Below are 18931 nucleotides of genomic sequence, written 5' to 3' on the forward strand. Positions count from 1 at the left end.
GACACGCCGCCCACACAGGACTTCCTGTATCCGTCCATCGGCACCAACTGCCTGGCGGACGGCACCAGTGCCATCGCCACCGCGCTGTCGGTGGCGGGGCCGGCCAAGATTCCGCTGCCCGGCCCCGGGCCCGGCCAGACCGCCTACGTCTTCACCGCGGTCGGCACGCCCGGACCCGCCGATGTGCAGAAGCTGCCGCTGAATGTCACCTGGGTGAACCTGACCACCGGCAAGTCGGGGACCGTCGCGCTCAAGCCGCGTCCGGACATCAACCCCGACGGTCCGACGACGTTGAGCGCGATCGCCGACACCGGCTCGGGCAGCATCATGTCGACGATCTTCGGGCAGGTCACCACCAAAGAAAAGCAGTGCCAGTTCATGCCCACGATCGGCTCGACGGTGGTGCCGTAGCAGACCGCACCGCCTCACCGCCTTGAACGCGCGTGTCCCGACCGGGGGCACGCGCGTTCTGGCTAGTACGCCATGAACAGGATGGCGTCGCGGTCGTACTCGAGGCCAGGATGAACGCTGGCGAGGTGCGCCTGGGTCAACTCGACCAGTTCGTCCTCGTCCTTGCCGACGATGGCTTCGCCGCACGGACACGTCAGGTGTGTCTTCACGTTGCCGCCCTTCCCTTCTGTTGACCTGCTACTTCGCCGCTTTGGCCGCTGCTTTCATCTGCTTTTTGTACGCGCGCACTTTCCCCATCGACTGGGCATCGACGATATCGGCGACGGAGATGTGCGAGCCCGCCCGGCCGAAGTCCCCCGCCGCGGCGCGCCAGCCCTTCGGGGTGACGCCGTACTGCTTGCCCAGCAGAGCCAAGAAGATCTTCGCCTTCACGTCCCCGAATCCCGGCAATCCCTTGATCCGCCGCAGCAGCTCGGGCCCGTCGGGGTCGCCCGCCGTCCACAGTCCGGCCGCATCGCCGTCGTAGCGGTCCACGATGATCTGCGCCAGCGTTTGGATGCGCTTGGCCATCGACCCCGGAAAGCGGTGTATCGCAGGGGTTTGCGAGCACAGCGCGGCGAACTTGTCCGGATCGTAGTCCGCAATTTCGGCGGCGTCGAAGCTGCCCATCCGGTCGGCGATCTTCTTCGGTCCGGCGAACGCCGTCTCGAAGGGGACCTGTTGATCCAGAACCATCCCGATGAGCAACGCCAACGGACTCTCGTCGAGCAGCTGGTCGGCTTCCGGATCTTGAGCGAGGCAAAGTTTCACCGTCAACGATCTTCCTTTCGCGCAGCACCCAGGGACCGGGGACCCATTGGTCGCAAGATTACTCACCGGCAATGACCGCGTTATCGTGGCGTGGTGGTGGATGAGGCCAAGTTGGCACTGATGCTGGCCCGCGACGAACTGCAGCAGCTCGTCACCGCCTATTGCCGGGCCGTCGACCGCGCCGACTACGACGCCCTTCGCGGGCTGTATCACCCCGACGCGACGGACTCGCACGGCTCGTTTTCTGACGGCGGCGTCGAACAGTTCGTCGCGCAACTACGGGCCGCCGAACCGTATGTGCTTGTCTCCCAACACAACATCACCACCACGAACTTCGTCGTGGAACGCGACGCGGCCCGCGGCGAGATCTATTGCCTGGTGTTTCACACCTTCGCCGGCCCCGAGCGCAACATCGACGTCATCATCGGCGGGCGGTACCTGGACACCTACGCCAAACACGAGGGCCGCTGGAAGTTCAGGCAACGCACCATCGTGGCGGATTGGGCATACCAGAACGACCCGTCGCAAGTGAACTTCGGACACCCCAGCACCCGAGGAAGCCTGCGCGGCCAACCCGGACAGGCCGACCCCTCGGTCCGCCTGTTCGCTGCGCCCCAAGGCTGACCCCGTCAATTCGGCCCCCGGGCAAGGGATCGTCAGCCGCTCTTGCGGCGAAATTCCCGGCGGCTGCCCGCCGCGCCGTGCGCCCGCGTTTGCTTGCCGGCGCCGTCGATATGATCGGACCCGCTCGAGGATTTCGCCATCTTGCGATCCAGGGCTTCACGGAATTTGCGCTTGGTGTCGTCGTCCGGGCCGGGCGATCCAGCCCCCGAAGACTCCGACGGCTTCGAACCTAGCGGGGCATTCGATGCGGCCATAGGGGGCAGCCTATCTCGGGTTTGCCGATACGGTTCGCATGGCGGCCGCGGCTACCGTATGCCCGGCGGCATGCCATAGACGTGTGAGATCGGCAGCGTCAGCAACACCCGCCGGTCGGTTACCATGGCTTGCCGGTATTCGTCCCAGTCCGGGTGCTCACCGGCGATGTTGCGATACAACTCGATCAGCGCCTCCACGGTGTCGTCGTCGGGCGCGGCCGCCGGCGGCGTCAGCTCGGCGGTGCCCTCGGCGACGGCATACGACCACCCGTCGTCGGCGTCGACCAGGATCGAGGCGCGGGGGTCCCGACGCAGGTTGCGCGTCTTGGCACGCGGCTCGGTGATCGACACCTGGATCACCACGCTGCGCGGGTCGAAGTGATAGCTCACGTTCGACAGCTGCGGCCGCCCGTCGCGCTTGATGGTGGCCAGCACCCCGAGGGAATGCCCACTGATCAAGGCCAGCAGTTTGTCGTCGAAGACTTGGCGTCCCATGACGAAAGCCTACGTCGCACCCGGCCGGGCGGCCCGGGATGGTCGTTGTGCGGCCGACCTGGTGGAATCGGGACATGACGCAGTACGCGGCGTTCCTGCGTGGCGTCAACGTCGGGGGCGTCAATCTGAAGATGACCGAGGTGGCGGCCGCGCTGACCGACGCCGGGTTCACCGGTGTCCGGACCATCCTGGCCACCGGCAACGTGCTGCTGGAATCGACCGCCGGGGTGGCGTCGGTGCGCAAGAAGGCCGAAGCCGCGTTGCGCGCTCGGTTCGGTTACGACGCGTGGGTGCTGGCCTACGCCATCGACACCGTGCGCGCAGCGGTCGACGCCTATCCGTTCGAGCGCGAGGTCGACGGCTATCAGTCCTACGTCACGTTCGTCGCCGACGCGACCGTGCTGGACGAGCTCGCCGCGCTGGGCGACAACGCCGGTCCCGACGAGAAGATCCGCCGCGGTGACGGCGTGCTCTACTGGCAGGTCCCCAAGGGCGCCACGCTGGACAGCAGCGTCGGCAAGACGATGGGTAAGCCGCGGTACAAGTCGTCGACCACCACCCGCAACCTGCGCACGCTGGACAAGGTGTTGCGCTGAGAACGACCCGGGCGCCAAGGGTTTCGCCGTCGGGCGGCGCCGGCCTCACTCGTCGGGCACCGCTTCGATGTAGCGCACCGCGTCGGCCTTGTCCAACCCGAGTCCGCGCGCAACGCGGACGTACTCGCGGGCCGCGGCCGCCATCGCGGCGTCGGTCGGGTCATAGCGCGCGACGAAAGTGCCGAAGCGGCCCCGGGTTTCGATGATCGCGGCGGTTTCCAGCTCGCGGTAGGCGCGCGCCACCGTGTTGACGGCGACACCGAGCTGGCCGGCCAGATCGCGCACGGTGGGCAGGCGAGTGCCGGGCGGTAACGCGCCCTCCCGAACTCCCTCGATGACCTGCGTCCTGAGCTGGTCGAACAATGGCTTTCCCGCCTTCATGTCGACCTTCAACCAGTCACCGAGCTCCACGCGTCCAGTATCCCCCACCCCCGGCTATGTTGGTGAGATGCGAGTAGCGGTGCTCAGCGGCGCGGGCATCTCCGCGGAGAGCGGTGTGCCGACCTTCCGCGACGACAAGAACGGATTGTGGGCCCGCTTTGACCCTTACGAGCTGTCCAGCACGCAGGGCTGGCGCGACAATCCGCAGCGCGTCTGGGGCTGGTATCTGTGGCGCCACTATTTGGTCGCCGATGTCCAACCGAACGCGGGTCATCGAGCCATCGCCGCCTGGCAAGACGACGCCCAGGTCAGCGTCATCACCCAAAACGTGGACGACCTGCACGAGCGGGCGGGCAGCCGGTCGGTGCACCACCTGCATGGCAGCTTGTTCGAATTCCGTTGTGCGCGTTGCGGTATGGCCTATTCCGGGGCGCTGCCCGAAATGCCCGAGCCGGCGCTGGAGGTGGAGCCCCTGGTGTGCCGCTGCGGCGGGCTGATCAGACCCGACATCGTTTGGTTCGGTGAGCGGCTGCCCGAAGAACCGTGGCAGCGCGCGGTGGAGGCGACCGAGGCCGCCGACGTCATGGTGGTGGTCGGCACCTCGGCGATCGTCTATCCGGCGGCCGGGCTGGCCGAGTTGGCGCTGTCGCGGGGCACCGCCGTCGTCGAAGTCAATCCCGACGTCACTCCGCTGTCGGGCAGCGTGACGATCAGCGTGCGCCAGACCGCAAGCCAGGCGCTGCCCGGGTTGCTGCAGCGGCTACCCGCTCTGCTGAACTGATCCGGCCGCCGGTCAGGGCCGGCGCGCGCGTCCGAGCAGTAACTCCGAGACCGGCATCGGCGCCCAGGCCGGGAACGTGAACTCGCGCCGCGACGTGTCGACGTGAAAGCCCGCCTCGACGATCGAGCGTTCGGTATTCCGGTGGGTGTGGCAGTTGCCGAACAGGCGCGGCCACACCGTCGCATCGACGAAACGCTGAAAGCGGCCCCGCGCACCGGCACTGGCGATGTGCTCGAGGTAGCGCAGCTCCCCGCCCGGCCGCAGCAACGAAAACAGCCGCCGCAGAACGCTTTCGGGGTCGCGTACCGAGCACAACACCAGCGAACACACCACCGCGTCGAACGGCTCGGCGCCGCTGAACGCTTCGGCCGTCTCGCCGGTGACGACCACGCGGACGGGCACCGCCTGCGCCGCGGCGCGGGCCTGCGCCGCCAGCCGCGGTTCGGGTTCCACCGCGATCACCTCGTCGACGGAGTCCGGATAGTGGGGAAAGTTGGTGCCGATTCCCGCGCCGACTTCCAGCACCCGGCCCGACAGGCCGGCCAGATTCTCCCGGCGCATCGCCCGGATCGCCTCGGCTTCATGGGTGGCGACGACCGGCCACACCCGCGCGAAGAAGGGGTTGTCGACGACCGTTGTCATACCTTGGTGAACCTTCCGACTCGCTTGCGCCCACAATAGGGTCCCGACGACCCGGGGGTCGGCGTTAACCGATATTGGCTACCGGCTCGGCGACCACCGGCGCGGGCAGTTCGACGGGGTCCGCGACCGGCCCGAGATGATCCACGGGTTTTTCGCCCGGGCCCTCGCTGATGCCGAACCGGTCGTGCAGCCATGCCAGGGGCTTGGGCGCCCACCAATTCCACCGGCCCACCACATGCATGAAGGCCGGCACGACCACCATCCGCACCAGGGTCGCGTCGGCGAACACGGCGAGCGTCAGGCCAAGGCCGAACATCCGCATGAACGAGACGTGGGCCGCGATCAGCGCGGCGAAGGACATCGACATCACCAGGGCTGCCGCGGTGATCACCCGGCCGGTGCGAGCGACGCCGAGCGCCACGCTCTCGTCGTTGGCGGCGTGGGCCCGCGTCGCGGTGGGCCTCGCCGGTCGGGCGGCGCCCGACGCCAGCCAGTACTCGCGGATCCGGGAGAGCAGGAAGACCTCGTAGTCCATGGACAGCCCGAAGGCGATGCAGAACAGCAGCACCGGCATGTTGGCCACCAGCGTCCCGCTGGGCGTGGTGCCGAGCGCACCGAGATGGCCGTCCTGGAAGATCCACACCAGCGCGCCGAACGCCGCCGTCAGCGACAAGAAATTGCAGGCCAGCGCCTTGGCCGGCAACAGCACGCTGCCGGTGAGCAGGAACAGCAACACGAAGGTGATCGCCGCCATCAACCCGAGCACCAGCGGCAGCCGGTCGGTCACGGCGTCGACGCTGTCGCGGTTGACCTGTGCCACCCCACCCATCTCGACGGATCGGCCCGCCGGTCCGGGCACCTCGTGCAGCCGCCTGAGCTGGGCGTCGTTCGCCGCCGAGAACAGCGGCGCGGTGCTGCTGACGGTCAGAAAGGCGCTGCCGCCGGCCAGCCCGGTGGGACCGGCCGGCGGTCCCACCCGGTTGCCGGCCGAGAAGGTGCCGCCGGGAGCGGACACCGACGACACGTCGGCGACCCGGGACAGGGCGGCGGCGTAGGAGTCGAAGTCCGTGGGGTTCAGGCCGGCGGCATCGGGGATGACGACGGGCACCGACGTCGCGGAGTCGTGCCCGAAATCGTTGCGCAGCCGATCACCGACCTGATGCGCCGACGCCGACCGTGGCAGCACCCGGTCGTCGGGGAAACCCCACGTCACGCGCAGGAACGGATACCCGAGCAGCAACAGCAGCGCGACAACCGTCAGCCCGATCGGGGCCCAGCGGCGCATCACGAACTTGGTGGACCGGTACCAGAACAGCTGCTGGACGGGCCGGTGCGCCGGTTCCGGGGCCTTCTTTTTGGGCAGCATTCGCCGCAAGAACCGGCGCACGTCGAACGCGTCCAGCCGTGGGCCCAGCAGCACGATCGCGGCCGGGGTGATCACGATCGAGGCGGTCGCGACGAAGGCAACGGTGGCCACCCCGGCGTAGGCGAAGGACTTCAGGAAGTACATCGGGAACGCCACCGTCGCCGACATCGACAACGCCACGGTGACCGCGGAAAACAGCACGGTGCGACCGGAGGTGGCCATGGTCCGGATGAGCGCTTGCTCGCGGCCGTGGCCCTCGGCCAATTCGTCGCGATAACGGCTGACGATCAGCAGGGTGTAGTCGATGGCCAGGGCCAGGCCCAGGGCGGTGCTCAGGTTGAGGGCGAAGATCGAGACTTCGGTGGTGAAGGTGATGAGGCGCAACACCGACATCGAACCGACGACGGCCAGCGCGCCCAGCGCCATCGGCAACGCCGCGGCCAGCAGTCCGCCGAACACCCAGATCAGCACCAGGAAGCTCAGCGGGAGCGCGATCATCTCCATCACCAGCAGGTCGGCCTGGTTCTGCGTGTTGATCTGCGCGTACTGCATCGCCGCACCGCCGGCGCGGACGGCGACGCCGTCGCGGTCATGGATGTACTGGTCGGCCAGGGTCTGGGCGTTGCTCTGCGCGTAATTCTCGCCGCCTTTGATGTTGACAACGACGAGTCCGGACTTGCCGTCGCGGCTCACCAAGTCGGCCGAGGCCGCGGGCGGGGCGGTCCACGGCGAGGTGACGTTGTACACCAGCGGGGACCGCCGCAACTGGTCGACGAGGTCGGTTCCCACTCTGCGGGCCTGCTCGCTGCCGCTGCCGCCCGGGGCCGTCACCAGGATCAGCACCTGCTGGCCGCTCTGGCCGAACTTGTCACTCAACACGCCGATGGCGTGTGCCGACTCCGAGTCCGGGTCTTGGAAACCGCCCGGGGACAAACTCTTGGCGACGGGGACGCCGAAGATCGCCGCGGCAATGAAGACCAGGACACCGGTCGCGAGGATGCGGCGGGGCGCCCTGATGGCGACCCGGGCGATTCTTTGCAGCATTGCTAGCCCTTCCGCTGCCGGTGCCCCGTTGCGCTGGCCGTTGGCTTGTCCGCGACAACGTAACAAACGCTAATTTCCACACGTCGAACAGTGCTCGTTAGTAAAGACGGAAGCGACCGCCCCGAGCGTTCAACGCCGCGTTTTAAACCCCGCCGACAGTAAGAGTCCGGCCAGAAAAATGTGCCGTAATTAAGCAGCTCAGGGCCCAAATCGGGGCTTGGCCGCCGGTCAACCTACTCGCCGGTAAATTGCCAAGGTTTTCCGAATCGTGACTCAAAGATTCCTTAATGGTGGCCCATACGCTCAGTGTCATGTGGATCGACGACACAAGTGCCGACGTCATCAAGGTTGACTTCGAAGCCCTCTACCACGGCGACGTCCTGGTGGAAGGCGAGACCTCGGAGCAGTTCGACGAACTGCAAGCCGCGAGCTGAGGCAGATCATGAGCATGCTCGCACGCCTGTTGATGGCCGAACCCAACGTCAGTCGATGGTTCCGCAAGTAATCACTGAGCCTGATAAAGAAAGCCCCCCGCCGATGCGGGGGGCTTTCGTTTTGCCGGACGGGATGCGGCTCAGCGGGGCGCCATGCGAATGGCGCCATCCAGGCGGATGACCTCGCCGTTGAGCATCGGGTTCTCGACGATGTGGACCGCCAGGGCGCCGTACTCGTCGGGATCGCCCAGCCGCGCGGGGTGTGGCACCTGCTTGCCCAGCGAGGCCTGCGCCTCCTCGGGCAGCGAACCCAGCAGCGGGGTTTTGAACAGCCCCGGCGCGATGGTCACCACGCGGATGAGCTCGCGCGACAGGTCGCGCGCGATCGGCAGGGTCATGCCGACCACGCCGCCCTTGGACGCCGAGTACGCGGCCTGCCCGATCTGGCCCTCGAACGCGGCGACCGAGGCGGTGTTGATGATGACGCCACGCTCTGGGCTTGTTTCGGGACCCAGCGGTTCGGTCTTGGCGATGCGCTCGGCGGCCAGCCGCAGCACGTTGAAGGTGCCGATCAGGTTGACCCCGATCACCTTCTTGAAGCCGTCCAGCGGGAAGGGCCCATCCTTGGACAGCGTCTTGATGGCGTTGCCGATGCCGGCACAGTTGACGTTGATGCGAAGCGCACCCATCGACTCGGCGGCGTCCAGCGCCTTGCCGACGGCGGCCTCATCGGTGACGTCGGCCTCCACGAAGCGCGCGCGATCCCCCAGCTCACGGACGGCTTCCTCGCCGCGCAGGTCGATGACCACCACCTGGGCACCGCGGTCGAGCAGTCGCTTGGTGGTGGCCAGGCCCAACCCCGACGCTCCCCCGGTGACGACGGCAACGGCGTCTTTGATCTCCATTCCGGTCCTTCCTTGATTCCCTGCATTCCAGCCAACTGGTTGGTCGGGACTATACCCAGTCGTTGAGCACCGCTTCGGCGTCGGTCACCGGTGTCGCCGGACGCGGCGTCTCCGGCGCGGTGCGAGAGAACCGCGGCGCCGGCAGCGGCTGCAGTCCGCCGTCGACCTCGTAGAACGTGTTCCGCTCGGTGATGTGCGGCTCGGTCTGCACCTCGCCGAAGGCCAGCACCGGCGTCACGCACGCGTCGGAGTCGGCGAACACCTTGGCCCAGTGGTCGCGGTCGGCACTGGCGAACTTCTCGGTCAGGACGGCCCGCAGTTCGGGCCAGCGGCCGACGTCGTTCTGCCCGGGCAGGTCGGCGTTATCCAGGCCGAGGCCGGTCAGCATCGCGGCATAGAACTGCGGCTCGATGGCGCCGACCGCGACGTAGCGCCCGTCGGCGCATTCGTAGGTGTCGTAGTAGGGCGCGCCGCCGTCGAGCAGGTTGGTCCCGCGCGCGTCGGTCCACATGCCCGACGCCCGCATCTGCCACATCATCTGGACCAGCACGCTGGAGCCGTCCACCATCGCGGCGTCGACGACCTGTCCCTTGCCCGAGGCCTGCCGCTCCCACAGCGCCGACAGGATGCCGAGCAGCAGAAACATCGAGCCGCCGCCGAAGTCACCGACCAGGTTCAGCGGCGGGACCGGCCGTTCGTTCGCCCGGCCGATGGAGTGCAGGATGCCGTTGAGCGAGATGTAGTTGATGTCGTGACCCGCCTGCTGACTGCGCGGGCCGGTCTGGCCCCAGCCGGTCATTCGCGCGTACACCAGCCGGTCGTTGACCTTCGCGCAGTCGTCGGGGCCCAGGCCGAGCCGCTCGGTGACGCCCGGGCGGTAGCCCTCGATCAACACATCCGCCTTGGCGATCAGTTTGAGGACGAGCGCGCGGCCTTCGTCGGACTTCAGATCGGCGGTCACGACGCGGCGGTTGCGCATTGCGGCGTCCTTGGCGACTCCCCCGGGCCCCGAGGACGGGCGATCGATGCGCACCACGTCCGCGCCCAGATCCCCCAGGATCATCGCGGCGTGTGGTCCGGGGCCGATGCCGGCCAACTCGACAACACGCAGTCCCTTCAACGGTCCAGCCACGATCCACCGACCTTTCGTCCGCTCTTACGTCGACCGTTCGCTACCGAACAACCGGTCGTTCGACATCTTCGCAGCCGTGCCGGAGGGCCGCGCACCCCGGTCACTTATGGTGAGCCCATGCCTTCATCCGCGATCGCCACCCTCGCCCCCGTCGCAGGCCTTGACGTCACGCTGTCCGACGGCGTGTTGTCGGTGACCATCAACCGGCCCGACAGCCTGAATTCGCTGACGATTCCGGTGATCACCGGCATCGCCGACGCGCTGGAGCACGCGGCCACCGACCCCGAGGTCAAGGTGGTGCGGATCGGCGGCGCCGGGCGCGGCTTTTGCTCCGGTGCGGGCATCAGCGCGGACGACGTCTCCGACGATGGCGGCGTCCCGCCGGACCGGATCATCGTCGAGATCAACCGGCTGGTGCGCGCGATCACCGCGCTGCCGCACCCGGTGGTCGCCGTGGTCCAGGGACCCGCGGCCGGCGTCGGCGTCTCGATCGCGCTCGCCTGTGACGTCGTATTGGCTTCGGAGGGCGCATTTTTCATGCTCGCCTTCACCAAGATCGGGTTGATGCCCGACGGCGGAGCGTCGGCGTTGGTGGCGGCCGCGATCGGCCGCATCCGGGCCATGCAGATGGCGCTGCTTCCGGAGCGGCTGACGGCCGCCGAGGCGTTGTCGTGGGGCCTGGTCACCGCGGTCTATCCGGTCGACGATTTCGACGCCGAGGTGGACAAGGTGATCGCCCGGTTGCTGGGTGGTCCGGCGGTGGCCTTCGGCAAGACCAAGCTGGCGATCAACGCGGCCACGCTGACCCAATTGGATCCGGCCCTGCAGCGCGAGTTCGACGGCCAGTCTGTGCTGCTGAAATCCGCCGACTTCGTCGAGGGCGCAACGGCCTTCCAACAGCGACGCGCCGCCAACTTCACCGATCGCTGACGATTGTCGCGCCGATCGGCCGCCACGCTTAATCCCGCTGCGATGCGGTAATCCTGCCCGTCAGACTCTCGACAAACGACGGAGGAGCGATGACCGAACAGGTGCGGTGCCTGGTGACCGGAGCGACCGGCTATATCGGCGGACGCCTGGTGCCCCGGCTATTGGACGAGGGCCACCACGTCCGTGCCTTGGCGCGCACCCCCGACAAGCTGGCGCAGGTGCCGTGGCGACAACGAGCGGAGGTCGCGCGCGGGGACCTCGGTGACGTCGATTCGCTGGTCGCCGCGTTCGACGGCATCGACGTGGTGTACTACCTCGTCCACTCGATGGGCGCCTCGAAAGATTTCGCCGCCGAGGAAACCCGCGCCGCCAACAACGTCGTGACGGCCGCGCGGCGCGCCGGGGTGCGGCGGGTGGTGTATCTGAGCGGGTTGCATCCCGAAAAGAGCGATCTCTCACCGCATCTCGCGTCGCGAAAGGCGGTCGGAGAAGCGTTGATCGACTCCAGGATCGAGACCGTGGTGTTGCAGGCCGGGGTGGTCATCGGCTCGGGGTCGGCGTCCTTCGAAATGATCCGGCACCTCACCGACCGGTTGCCGGTGATGACCACGCCGAAATGGGTGCACAACAAGATTCAGCCGATCGCGGTGCGCGACGTGCTGTATTACCTGGCCGCGGCGGCGACGGCCACGGTCCCGGAGTCGCGCACCTGGGACGTCGGCGGGCCCGACGTGCTCGAATACGGCGACATGATGCGGGTCTACGCCGAGGCCGCGGGGTTGGGCAAGCGCTACCTGTTCGTGCTGCCATTCCTGACCCCGGCGATCGCCAGCCTGTGGGTGGGCACCGTGACCCCGATTCCGTCCGGGCTGGCGCGACCGCTGGTCGAATCGCTGGAATGCGATGCGGTGATGCACAATTCGGACATCGACACCATCATCGCGCCGCCGCCGGGCGGGCTGACCGGGTACCGTCGCGCGGTCGAGTTGGCGCTGCACCGCGCCGGCCGCGGCTTGCCGGATGCGTCCTGGTCGTCGCTGCGCTCCGAGCCGGCCGAGCCGCTGCCCAGCGACCCCGACTGGGCGGGCCACATCGTCTACACCGATGTGCGGACCGCGACGACGGCCGCCGAACCCCGCGAGGTCTGGTCGGCGGCCCGCGACGCCACCACCAACGGCCGGTGGCGGCGACGTCTGCCACTCACGGGCTGGAGCGTCGAGGAAAGCGACCCCGGCGACCTCCTGCGGTTGCGCTCGGAGGCACGTCCCGCCGGGCGGGCGTGGCTGGAAATCACGGTGCGACCGCAGGACGGCGGGGGCAGCCGCTACACGCAACGGGCGATCTTCGTGCCGAGCGGGGTCGCCGGCCGGGTGTACCGGTTGGTGGTGTGGCCGCTGCGGGTGGCCGCGTTCGGCGCGCTGGCGCGCGAGGTCGTCGCGGCCGCGCAGGGGTGATCAGACCCCGAACATCGGCGGCAACACCAGCACCATGATCAGTCCCCAGACGAAGTGCGTGAGCACCGGGGCCAGCACGCCGCCGCTGGCGCGGCGCTCCAGCGCGCACACCGTTCCGAGGATGAGCGCCGCGAAGCCGAGCATGGGGTTGCCGCTGGCCATCGTCGCGGCGGTGTACAACACGGTCGAGATCAGCACCGGGTGGTTGCGGCCCAGCGCGGTGTAGAGCGCTCCGCGAAAAAACAACTCCTCGGCGACGGCGTTGATCACGGTGATCAAGACGACCAGCAGATAAGACCCTTGATGGGCGTAGAGCAGCACCCGGGTGATCAACGACGCGACGGCCGGGATCTCCCGGGCGATCAGGCCGCCCGCCACGAACGCGCCGCCCACCAGCAGCCCGACGGTGGTACCGGTGATGACCGGCCGCTGGTTACGGCCCCGCCAACAGATGCCGCCCAGGTGCAGCGGTCCGGAGGTCAGCGCCCCGGCGGTCCACACCCCCGCCAGCGCCAGGGTCAACCAGTACCAGCTGGACTCTCCCGGATGGCGCCGCATCGAGTACCCCAACACCGCCGCGCCGATCACCAGCGTGATCGCGACGACGATGCGTCGACGCTGCACGACGGCCGGCGATTCGTTATGCGGCACAGCAACGTTGGTGACCGCCCGGCGCAACTCGGTGAAGACGCCGGTGTGATACGGGCTCGTCGACTGGCTCATGCGGGACGCACCTTCGGGGTCAGGGCGATCAGGATGTCGAGGCCGGTGCGCACCGCTCCCGCCACCGGACCGGGAACCATGTTCACCAGCCCCAGGGTCGGCCGCACGACCGGCGGGGTGACCCGACGGGCGAGTCGGCGGATGCGCAGCGCGTCGCCACCCGCCCAGGCGGGATCGGTGTCGGCGAGGTCGTGCGGGTCGGCCAGGGCGTTGACCGGACGCGGCCGGTGCCTGGACTGGCCGGCCAGGGCCAGGGCGATGGATTCGTCGACGCCCAGCAGGCCGCCGGGCGGGTCGGGAACCCGATCGCGCAGGCCGCTGGCCGAGGCCACCATCGGGTGGTCCAGCGATTCGACCAGATCGCCCGCCAATTTCTGCGGCACGGGCAGCGCGATGCCGGTGATCAGCGACGCCAGCGTGGTGTCGATCCTGCCGACCGGCAGTCCGGTGTGCCAGCGACCGGAGACGCGCGCGTACGCCTTGAGCAGGTCCCGGTAGGACGTGGTCTCGGGGCCGGCGATGTCGTACGCGCCGGCGGGCACCAGGTCCGGGTCGGCGGCGGCGACGAGATAGTGCAGCACATCACGGATGGAGATGGGGTCGATCGGGTTGTCCATCCAGCTCGGGATGGGGATCAGCGGGAAACGGTCGCCTACGTAGCGCATCATCTCGAATGACGTCGAGCCCGCGCCGATGATGATCGCCGCGCCCAGCCACACCAGCTCGGGGCCGTCCGGGATGGTGAGCGCCTCGGCCACCTCGGCACGGCTGCTCAGGTGCTCGGACAGGTCTTCGTCGGCGGGCACGAAGCCGCCCAGGTAGACGATGCGGCGCACCCCGGCGTCGCGGGCCGCCGCCGCGAAGTTTGTCGCCGCGGTCTTGTCCGCATCGCGAAAACCCGGCTGACCGATCGCGTGCACCAGGTAATACGCCACGTCGACCGGCCCGCAGCCGGCGAACGCCGCGGCCAGCGATGCGGTGTCGGCGGCATCCAGCTTCACCGGTGTGACGTCGTCGAACCACCCGAAACGCTTGAGGCGCGCCGGGTTTCGGGTGGCGGCCGCCACTTGATGCCGATCCATCAGCAGGGCGGTGACCAGCCGTGATCCCACATAACCGGTGGCACCGGTGACCAGAGCCCGCATACCCCGACCCTAACCGGACCGCGCCGCGCGCCGCTCGCGGCGTGCGCAGGAGTAGGGCAACCGCGCGAAGCGGGACGCCCGCACGGTGTTCATTTGAACCGGCGGTGCCGCGGCACCGTCACCCCTACATGAACCATGGGGGAAGCCGTGAATTCGCCGGCTCGTCAAGCATCGCGCTGAAAGATCCGTCCATTGCCGGGGTTGCGGTGAGGTTTCCACTCAATCGCTATACCCAAAGCGAAGCAATCCGCGCGCTTACCGACATCGCCGGTCCGGACTTCCGGCGTTTCGCATCGAGCAGCGGGGTCGAGTTCCGCAATACCGCGTTGCGGCTGCCGCGCTACCGCGAGCTGAGCGGATTCACCGAGGCCAACGACGCCTATCTCGAGGTCGCGCTGGACCTGGGCGAGCAGGCGCTGGTGGCCGCGCTGGACGAGGCCAAAATCAAGCCATCGGAGCTCGACATCGTGTTCTCCACGACGGTCACCGGGCTGGCGGTTCCCACGCTGGAGGCGCGGCTGGCAACGCGGGTCGGGCTGCGACCCGACGTCAAACGCGTCCCGCTGTTCGGCCTGGGCTGTGTGGCCGGCGCGGCCGGCGTGGCGCGCATGCACGACTATCTGCGCGCGTTCCCCGATCACACGGCCGCACTGCTAGCGGTGGAGTTGTGTTCGCTGACCGTTCAACGGCAAGACAAGTCGGTCGCCAATCTCGTCGCCACCAGCCTGTTCGGGGACGGGGCGGCAGCGGTGATCACCGAAGGCGCCAGCCGCGCCGGGCGGGAACACACCGGCCCCCGCGTGCTGGCCACCCGCAGCCATCTCTATCCCGATACCGAGGACATCATGGGCTGGAAGATCGGCGGCGAAGGCTTTCGGATCGTGCTGTCCGCCGACGTCGCCACCATCGCCGAGAAGTACCTGGGCGACGACGTCCGCGATTTCCTCGCCGACCACGGGCTGATTCCGCGCGATGTGACGACCTGGGTATGCCACCCGGGCGGCCCGCGGGTGATAGAGGCCGTCGAGAGCGTACTGGACCTTCCCCCGGACGCTCTCGACCACACACGAAACTCGTTGCGCGAGAACGGCAATCTTTCGTCGGTCTCCGTGCTCGATGTGCTCGCGGCCAACATCGCCGACCCGCCCCCGCCGGGCTCGATCGGGCTGATGATCGCGATGGGCCCGGCGTTCTGCTCCGAGCTGGTGCTGCTGGCCTGGTAGGGCTGGTAAAGACTGTAGCCATGTATTACCTGCTGGTGCTGGCGGTCGGGCTCGAGCGCGTGGCGGAACTGGTGGTGTCTACCCGCAATGCGCGATGGTCGTTTACGCAGGGCGCCAAGGAGTTTGGCCGATCCCACTACCCGGTGATGGTGACCATTCACACCGCGTTGCTGGTCGGCTGCCTGGTGGAGCCGTGGGCGCTGCACCGGCCCTTCATCGCGTGGCTGGGCTGGCCGATGCTGGCGGTAGTGATGGCCAGCCAGGCGTTGCGCTGGTGGTGCATCACGACGCTTGGCCGACGGTGGAACACCCGGGTGATCGTACTGCCGCAGGCGCCGCTGGTGCGTCAGGGTCCCTACCGCTGGCTGCACCATCCGAACTATGTTGCAGTGGTGGCCGAAGGGTTGGCGTTGCCGCTGGTGCACACGGCGTGGCTGACCGCGGCCCTGTTCACGCTGGCCAACGCCGCATTGCTCAGGGTGCGCCTGCAAGTGGAGAACTCCGCGTTGGGCTACACGTGACCGGCCGCGCCGGCGACGATGCAGAGCGAAGCGATGAGGAGGAGCGGCGTTCATGTCCTACGACGCGGACCTGTTGATCGTCGGCGGCGGGCCCGGCGGGCTGGCGACAGCGTTACACGCTCGCCGCCAAGGACTTTCGGTGATCGTGGCCGAGCCGCGCGACGGTCCCATCGACAAGGCGTGTGGCGAGGGGCTGATGCCGGGCGGCTTGGCCGAATTGACCTCGCTGGGTGTGGATCCCGTCGGCATGCCCTTTCGCGGGATCGCGTACGTGAGTGAACGCCAACGAGCGCAGGCGCGGTTTCGCCGCGGGCCGGGACGCGGCGTGCGCCGCACGACGTTGCACGCGGCACTGGCCGCGCGCGCCAAGGAGCAGGGCACCGACTGGATCCGCACGCGGGTGAAAGATGTGGCGCAAGACGCCCACGGCGTCGCGGCCGCCGGTGTGCGCGCGAAATGGTTGGTCGCCGCCGACGGGCTGCATTCGCAGGTGCGGCGTGCCGTCGGCATCACCGCGACCGCGGGGACGCCGCGGCGCTACGGCGTGCGTTGGCACTACCGGGTGCCGGCCTGGTCGGAATTCGTCGAGGTGCACTGGTCGCGGTGGGGCGAGGCCTACGTGACACCGGTCGAGCCGGACCTGGTCGGTGTCGCCATCCTGTCGCGCGGCCGGGCCGACCCGGCGTGGTTCCCGCGGCTGGCCCGCCAGCTGCACGGCGCCGGCCCCGGGCGGCCCCGCGGCTGCGGCCCCTTGCGGCAGGTGGTTTCGCGGCGGGTCGCGGGTCGTGTGCTGCTGGTCGGGGACGCGGCCGGCTACGAGGACGCGCTTACCGGCGAGGGCATCAGCCTGGCGCTCAAGCAGTCCGCCGCGGCAGTCGACGCCATCGTCAACGAGCGGCCCGCCTCATACGAGAAGGCGTGGCACCGGATCACCCAAGATTACCGGCTGCTCACCCGCACGTTGGTGCTGGCCAGCACACCGCGGCCGGTACGTCGCGCGGTCGTCCCGGCGTGCGCGCTGCTACCCGCGGTGTTCGGCCGCGGGGTCAACATCCTGGCGCATTAGCTCGTCGGCCGCCGACGCCCGTGAGTCCGGACAGTCAGCGCGCCTTCCAGACCGGCTCCCGCTTCTCGGCGAACGCCAGCGGTCCCTCTTTGGCATCCTCGGACCTGATCAGGGCCTTCATCTCGCGAATGGTGCGCTCCCACCCCGGTTCGTCACCGACGACGATACCGTCGTCGACGCCGTAGGCGACCCGCTTGCTGGCCTGCACCGACAACGGCGCGTTGACGGTGACGCGCTCGGCCAGGGCCAGCGCGGCGTCCAGCACCGAGCCCTGGGCGACGACCTCGTTGATCAGGCCCCATTCGCAGGCGGCGGCCGCGCTGAGCGGTTCACCGGTCAGCAGCAACCGCATCGCCACCTTGCGGGGCAACTGCTCGACGATGCGGAACACGCCGCCCGCGGCGGCGATCAGCCCGCGCTTGACCTCGGGCAGGCCGAATTGCGCGCGCTCGTCGGCCACCACCAGGTCGCTGGCCAACGCCAGCTCGGTGCCACCGCCCAGGGCGGTACCATTCACCGCCGCGATTGTGGGCTTGTCGATGAAGTGATGCACGTATCCGGCGAAGCCCCACTCGGGATGGTCGGGGTGATACAGGTTCTCCCGGCGCGCGATCGCCTTGAGGTCGGCCCCGGCGCAGAACGACTTGTCACCGGCGCCGGTGACCACCACCGCCCGCACCTCGGGGTCGTGCTGCGCCTCTTCGAGCGCATCGCCGAGGCCGATGCTGACGGCGGCGTTCACCGCGTTGCGCGCTTCCGCCCGGTTGATGGTTATCACCATCACGTTGCCCCGGCGCTCGGCCAGGGCGCCCGGCGTCTGGATCACAACAGTTCCACGATGGTGGCGTTGGCCTGGCCGCCACCTTCACACATGGTCTGCAGTCCGTATTGAATTCCCTTGTCCCGCATGTGATACAGCAGGGTGGTCATGATCCGGGCGCCGGATCCGCCGAGCGGATGACCCAACGCGATGGCGCCGCCGTTGGGGTTGAGCTTCTTCTCGTCGGCCCCAATATCTTTCAGCCACGCCAGCGGGACGGGCGCGAACGCCTCGTTGACCTCGTAGGCCCCGATGTCGCCGATGGACAGACCGGACTTCTTGAGCGCCTTCTGCGTCGCCGGGATGGGCGCCGTCAGCATGATCACCGGGTCGGCGCCCGCCAGCACCGCGGTGTGCACCTTGGCGATCGGCGTGAGGCCCAATTCCTTCGCCTTCTCCGCCGACATAAACAGGAGTGCCGCCGAGCCGTCGGTGATCTGCGAGGAGTTGCCGGCGTGGATCACGCCGTCCTCCTTGAAGGCCGGCTTCAGCGACGCCATCTTTTCCATCGGGGTGCCGCGGCGGATGCCTTCGTCCTTGAGCACGACGTTGCCGTCCTGATCCTTGATGCCCACGATCTGGTCGTCGAAGGCTCCGGAATCCTGTGCGGCGGCGGCCTTTTCGTGTGATCCCAGCGAGAACTCATCGAGCGCGAGTCGGTCGAAGCCCCACTGCTCGGCGATCATCTCGGCACCGATGCCCTGGTTCGGCGTCCGGTGGTAGCGGTCCTTGAAGGCCTGCGGGTACGGGTTGCCGCCGTTGGCCAGCGACGATCCCATCGGCGTGCGTGACATCGACTCGACGCCGCCCGCGACGACGACGTCGTAGTGTCCGGCCACCACGCCCGCGGCGGCGAAGTGGATGGACTGCTGGCTCGACCCGCACTGGCGGTCGACGGTCACGCCGGGCACGGTCTCGGGCCAGCCGGCGGCCAGCAGCGCGGTGCGGCCGATGTCGAGGGCCTGCTCACCGGCCTGCATCACGCAGCCCCAGATGACGTCATCGACGATTCCCGGGTCGATACCGGCCTTGTCGACCAGCCCGTTGAGGACCTGCGCGGACAGGTCGGCCGGGTGCACACCCGACAGGCCTCCGTTGCGTTTGCCGAGCGGTGAGCGGACGGCCTCGACGATGACGGCTTCAGCCATGGTGATGTCTCCTTTGACGTGTGGGT

At 68.5% G+C, this 18931-nt stretch carries 23 protein-coding genes; 10 read left to right on the forward strand and 13 right to left on the reverse strand.

The genetic code is table 11. The annotated features are described in order from the left end of the window. Positions 1 to 411 (forward strand): Rv1157c family protein (locus BST14_RS17965; protein ID WP_438502182.1); only part of this gene is annotated, 411 nt, incomplete at its 5' end. A gap of 62 nt (positions 412 to 473) precedes the next feature. Here the strand turns inward: BST14_RS17965 and BST14_RS17970 are convergent. Beyond that, complete coding sequence (locus tag BST14_RS17970; protein WP_007169078.1) at positions 474 to 620, reverse strand: hypothetical protein; 147 nt, start codon at positions 618 to 620, stop codon at positions 474 to 476. Between the two features lie 28 nt (positions 621 to 648). After that, on the reverse strand, positions 649 to 1221 hold the full coding sequence (locus BST14_RS17975) for an HhH-GPD-type base excision DNA repair protein (RefSeq protein ID WP_083065744.1): 573 nt from the start codon (positions 1219 to 1221) through the stop codon (positions 649 to 651). Between the two features lie 90 nt (positions 1222 to 1311). Here BST14_RS17975 and BST14_RS17980 point away from each other — a divergent pair, with 90 nt between their 5' ends. After that, positions 1312 to 1845: a nuclear transport factor 2 family protein gene (locus BST14_RS17980; RefSeq protein WP_083065745.1), complete on the forward strand. Its 534-nt coding sequence runs from the start codon at positions 1312 to 1314 to the stop codon at positions 1843 to 1845. 32 nt (positions 1846 to 1877) lie between these two features. Here the strand turns inward: BST14_RS17980 and BST14_RS17985 are convergent, their stop codons facing one another. Further along, the gene (locus BST14_RS17985; protein ID WP_083065746.1) at positions 1878 to 2099 is read right to left on the reverse strand and encodes a DUF5302 domain-containing protein; all 222 of its coding nucleotides are present in this window, start codon (positions 2097 to 2099) and stop codon (positions 1878 to 1880) included. 51 nt (positions 2100 to 2150) lie between these two features. After that, positions 2151 to 2594 carry a PPOX class F420-dependent oxidoreductase gene (locus BST14_RS17990; protein ID WP_083065747.1) on the reverse strand — a complete coding sequence of 148 codons (444 nt, stop codon included), beginning with the start codon at positions 2592 to 2594 and terminating at the stop codon, positions 2151 to 2153. 74 nt (positions 2595 to 2668) lie between these two features. Here BST14_RS17990 and BST14_RS17995 point away from each other — a divergent pair, with 74 nt between their 5' ends. Next, a complete protein-coding gene (locus BST14_RS17995) occupies positions 2669 to 3190 on the forward strand; it encodes a DUF1697 domain-containing protein (RefSeq protein WP_083065775.1) in 522 nt (173 codons plus the stop codon). 45 nt (positions 3191 to 3235) lie between these two features. On the opposite strand, the gene BST14_RS18000 is transcribed toward BST14_RS17995, so the two are convergent. Next, positions 3236 to 3601: an Rv1152 family transcriptional regulator gene (locus BST14_RS18000; protein WP_083065748.1), complete on the reverse strand. Its 366-nt coding sequence runs from the start codon at positions 3599 to 3601 to the stop codon at positions 3236 to 3238. Between the two features lie 37 nt (positions 3602 to 3638). Here BST14_RS18000 and BST14_RS18005 point away from each other — a divergent pair, with 37 nt between their 5' ends. Next, positions 3639 to 4352 carry an NAD-dependent deacylase gene (locus tag BST14_RS18005; RefSeq protein WP_083065749.1) on the forward strand — a complete coding sequence of 238 codons (714 nt, stop codon included), beginning with the start codon at positions 3639 to 3641 and terminating at the stop codon, positions 4350 to 4352. Positions 4353 to 4364: 12 nt separating this feature from the next. Here BST14_RS18005 and BST14_RS18010 read toward each other — a convergent pair whose 3' ends face one another. Both BST14_RS18010 and BST14_RS18015 read right to left on the reverse strand, forming a co-directional pair. After that, the gene (locus tag BST14_RS18010; protein WP_083065750.1) at positions 4365 to 4994 is read right to left on the reverse strand and encodes a class I SAM-dependent methyltransferase; all 630 of its coding nucleotides are present in this window, start codon (positions 4992 to 4994) and stop codon (positions 4365 to 4367) included. 64 nt (positions 4995 to 5058) lie between these two features. Beyond that, positions 5059 to 7404 (reverse strand): MMPL family transporter, encoded by a 2346-nt coding sequence (locus BST14_RS18015; RefSeq protein WP_083065751.1) that lies wholly within the window; start codon positions 7402 to 7404, stop codon positions 5059 to 5061. Between the two features lie 311 nt (positions 7405 to 7715). Here BST14_RS18015 and BST14_RS31430 point away from each other — a divergent pair, with 311 nt between their 5' ends. Next, positions 7716 to 7838, forward strand: a complete 123-nt coding sequence (locus BST14_RS31430; RefSeq protein ID WP_003878506.1) for a hypothetical protein — start codon at positions 7716 to 7718, stop codon at positions 7836 to 7838. A 140-nt stretch (positions 7839 to 7978) separates the two neighbouring features. Here the strand turns inward: BST14_RS31430 and BST14_RS18020 are convergent, their stop codons facing one another. Continuing rightward, complete coding sequence (locus BST14_RS18020) at positions 7979 to 8743, reverse strand: 3-hydroxyacyl-CoA dehydrogenase (protein WP_083065752.1); 765 nt, start codon at positions 8741 to 8743, stop codon at positions 7979 to 7981. A gap of 49 nt (positions 8744 to 8792) precedes the next feature. Further along, positions 8793 to 9875 carry a CaiB/BaiF CoA transferase family protein gene (locus tag BST14_RS18025; protein ID WP_083065753.1) on the reverse strand — a complete coding sequence of 361 codons (1083 nt, stop codon included), beginning with the start codon at positions 9873 to 9875 and terminating at the stop codon, positions 8793 to 8795. A gap of 117 nt (positions 9876 to 9992) precedes the next feature. Here BST14_RS18025 and BST14_RS18030 point away from each other — a divergent pair, with 117 nt between their 5' ends. Both BST14_RS18030 and BST14_RS18035 read left to right on the forward strand, forming a co-directional pair. Further along, positions 9993 to 10805 (forward strand): enoyl-CoA hydratase, encoded by an 813-nt coding sequence (locus tag BST14_RS18030; protein WP_083065754.1) that lies wholly within the window; start codon positions 9993 to 9995, stop codon positions 10803 to 10805. An 89-nt stretch (positions 10806 to 10894) separates the two neighbouring features. Continuing rightward, on the forward strand, positions 10895 to 12259 hold the full coding sequence (locus BST14_RS18035) for a DUF2867 domain-containing protein (protein ID WP_083065755.1): 1365 nt from the start codon (positions 10895 to 10897) through the stop codon (positions 12257 to 12259). On the opposite strand, the gene BST14_RS18040 is transcribed toward BST14_RS18035, so the two are convergent. Both BST14_RS18040 and BST14_RS18045 read right to left on the reverse strand, forming a co-directional pair. Continuing rightward, positions 12260 to 12982: a CPBP family intramembrane glutamic endopeptidase gene (locus BST14_RS18040; protein WP_083065756.1), complete on the reverse strand. Its 723-nt coding sequence runs from the start codon at positions 12980 to 12982 to the stop codon at positions 12260 to 12262. It lies immediately after the preceding gene. After that, positions 12979 to 14127 carry an NAD(P)H-binding protein gene (locus tag BST14_RS18045; protein WP_083065757.1) on the reverse strand — a complete coding sequence of 383 codons (1149 nt, stop codon included), beginning with the start codon at positions 14125 to 14127 and terminating at the stop codon, positions 12979 to 12981. Before BST14_RS18045 ends, BST14_RS18040 begins: the two co-directional genes overlap by 4 nt. Positions 14128 to 14255: 128 nt before the next feature. On the opposite strand from BST14_RS18045, the gene BST14_RS18050 reads away from it, so the two are divergent. The 3 genes from BST14_RS18050 to BST14_RS18060 are packed head-to-tail and all read left to right on the forward strand — an operon-like array spanning position 14256 to position 16937. Next, positions 14256 to 15350: a type III polyketide synthase gene (locus BST14_RS18050; RefSeq protein ID WP_083065758.1), complete on the forward strand. Its 1095-nt coding sequence runs from the start codon at positions 14256 to 14258 to the stop codon at positions 15348 to 15350. A 20-nt stretch (positions 15351 to 15370) separates the two neighbouring features. Further along, entirely contained in the window at positions 15371 to 15871 is a 501-nt protein-coding gene (locus tag BST14_RS18055) for an isoprenylcysteine carboxyl methyltransferase family protein (RefSeq protein ID WP_083065759.1), read from the forward strand. Between the two features lie 52 nt (positions 15872 to 15923). After that, positions 15924 to 16937, forward strand: coding sequence for an NAD(P)/FAD-dependent oxidoreductase (locus BST14_RS18060; protein WP_083065760.1), 1014 nt, complete (start codon positions 15924 to 15926; stop codon positions 16935 to 16937). Between the two features lie 34 nt (positions 16938 to 16971). Here the strand turns inward: BST14_RS18060 and BST14_RS18065 are convergent, their stop codons facing one another. Both BST14_RS18065 and BST14_RS18070 read right to left on the reverse strand, forming a co-directional pair. Further along, positions 16972 to 17763, reverse strand: a complete 792-nt coding sequence (locus tag BST14_RS18065; protein ID WP_083065761.1) for a crotonase/enoyl-CoA hydratase family protein — start codon at positions 17761 to 17763, stop codon at positions 16972 to 16974. Continuing rightward, complete coding sequence (locus BST14_RS18070; RefSeq protein ID WP_083065762.1) at positions 17760 to 18905, reverse strand: thiolase family protein; 1146 nt, start codon at positions 18903 to 18905, stop codon at positions 17760 to 17762. The genes BST14_RS18065 and BST14_RS18070 overlap by 4 nt, the downstream gene beginning before the upstream one ends. Positions 18906 to 18931 lie beyond the last annotated feature (26 nt).

It is taken from the genome of Mycobacterium arosiense ATCC BAA-1401 = DSM 45069 (genome assembly GCF_002086125.1).
GTDB classification, from domain to species: Bacteria; Actinomycetota; Actinomycetes; order Mycobacteriales; family Mycobacteriaceae; genus Mycobacterium; species Mycobacterium arosiense.